The organism is Oerskovia sp. NPDC056781 (assembly GCF_042789955.1).
Taxonomy (GTDB): Bacteria; Actinomycetota; Actinomycetes; order Actinomycetales; family Cellulomonadaceae; genus Oerskovia; species Oerskovia rustica.
Genome location: NZ_JBHUAD010000388.1, coordinates 1 through 1,721, shown reverse-complemented (window position 1 = coordinate 1,721; position 1,721 = coordinate 1). Strand labels below are relative to the sequence as shown.

Below are 1,721 nucleotides of genomic sequence, written 5' to 3'. Positions count from 1 at the left end.
GCGCGGGCCCGGCCCGGCACCCGTCCCTGTCCGGTCTCGTGCGGCGTCCGCGCCGCACCTCGCGAAGGGTGACCCGTAGTGGGTGACTACCTCTCTCAGTTCCTGCGACTCTTCGAGTCCTACGACGTCCTGGGCGCGTTCTGGGTCAACATCCAGCTGACGTTCTGGGCGGCGATCCTCGCGCTGGTCATCGGCACGGTGCTCGCGCTCATGCGGATCTCCCCGATCCCGAGCCTGCAGTGGGCGGGCGCGACGTACGTCACGCTGTTCCGCAACACGCCGCTGACGATCATCATGGTCTTCCTGACCCTGGGGGTCTGGGGGCAGCTCAAGATCCAGCTCGCCGACGACTTCCCGTCGAACTTCTTCCGGTTCGCGGTCCTCGGGCTCGCGGTCTACCACGCCGCGTTCGTGTGCGAGGCGATCCGCTCGGGGGTCAACACCGTGCCGATCGGTCAGGCCGAGGCCGCACGCGCGATCGGCCTGTCGTTCCTGCCCGCCGCGCGGATCGTCATTCTTCCCCAGGCGTTCCGCGGGTCGGTGGCGCCGCTCGGCAACGTGCTCATCGCCCTCATCAAGAACTCGACCGTGGCCGCCGCGGCCGGCGTCGCGACGGAGACCTCCAGCCTCATGAAGACCATGATCGAGTTCGACTCCGACGTCATCATCGCGATCTTCCTGACGTTCGCGATCGGCTACGTGATCCTCGTGATCCCGGTGGGCCTCGCGACGACTGCGCTGTCCCGCCGGCTGGCGGTGAAGCGATGAGCGCGCAGCAGCAGACGGTGCTGTTCGACGCGCCGGGCCCTCGTGGACGACGGACCATCGTGGTCGGCAACGTCGTGGGCGCGATCGTGGTGGCGGGGATCGCCGCCTACGCGCTGGTCCTGCTGGGCCGCGAGGGGCAGCTGTCCGCCGAGAAGTGGCAGCCGATCTTCACGTCCGACGCGTGGGAGAACTTCTACCTGCCGGGCCTCGTCGACACCCTGCGCGCCGCGGGCGTGGCGATCGTGGGGGCGATCGTGTTCGGCCTGCTGTTCGGTGTCGGGCGGCTCTCGTCGGTCCGGCTGGTCCGTTGGCTCTCGGGGCTGGTCGTCGAGTTCTTCCGAGCGGTCCCGGTCCTGCTCATGATGATCTTCTTCTGGCTGTTCCTGGCCCAGCTCAAGGTGCCGGACGCCCCGTTCATGGCGGTCGTGATCGCCCTGATCCTGTACAACGGGTCGGTCGTCGCGGAGCTGGTCCGCTCGGGCGTGTACGGGCTGCCCACGGGGCAGCGCGAGGCGGCTCTCGCGGTCGGTCTGACGCGCGGCCAGTCGCTCCGGTCGGTCGAGGTGCCGCAGGCGCTCATCGCGATGCTGCCGGCGCTCGTCTCCCAGCTCGTGGTGGTCCTCAAGGACACCGCGCTGGGCTACATCATCACGTACACCGAGCTGCTCCAGGAGTCGCGCCGCCTGGGGTCGGCGTACGGCAACATCCTGCAGTCGCTGCTCGTCGCGGCGATCCTGTTCATCACGATCAACTACGTCCTGTCGAAGGTCGCCGAGATCCTCGCGCGCCGCCTCAAGGGACGGACCGCAGGTCCGGTCCGGGCTGCGACTCCCGGCCTCGCGGTCGGGGCACGGGGCGCGGCCCCGGTGGGCACGGCTCCCGTCGTCCCGACGGCGCCGAAGTAGGCGCCAGCAGCGCGAGCACGGCCGTCCCGGTCCACCGCGGACCGGGAC

The 1,721-nt window shown here is 69.8% G+C and carries 2 protein-coding genes; both read left to right on the top strand.

The annotated features are described in order from the left end of the window. Positions 1 to 78: 78 nt before the first annotated feature. On the top strand, positions 79 to 768 hold the full coding sequence (locus ACFRCR_RS18635) for an amino acid ABC transporter permease (protein ID WP_030150550.1): 690 nt from the start codon (positions 79 to 81) through the stop codon (positions 766 to 768). Further along, positions 765 to 1,673, top strand: a complete 909-nt coding sequence (locus ACFRCR_RS18630) for an amino acid ABC transporter permease (protein WP_377679675.1) — start codon at positions 765 to 767, stop codon at positions 1,671 to 1,673. Before ACFRCR_RS18635 ends, ACFRCR_RS18630 begins: the two co-directional genes overlap by 4 nt. Positions 1,674 to 1,721: the final 48 nt, after the last annotated feature.

Coding starts and splice junctions, on each gene's coding strand:
- ACFRCR_RS18630 (WP_377679675.1), top strand. CDS start 765: ATGAGCGCGCAGCAGCAGACGGTGCTGTTCGACGCGCCGGGCCCTCGT.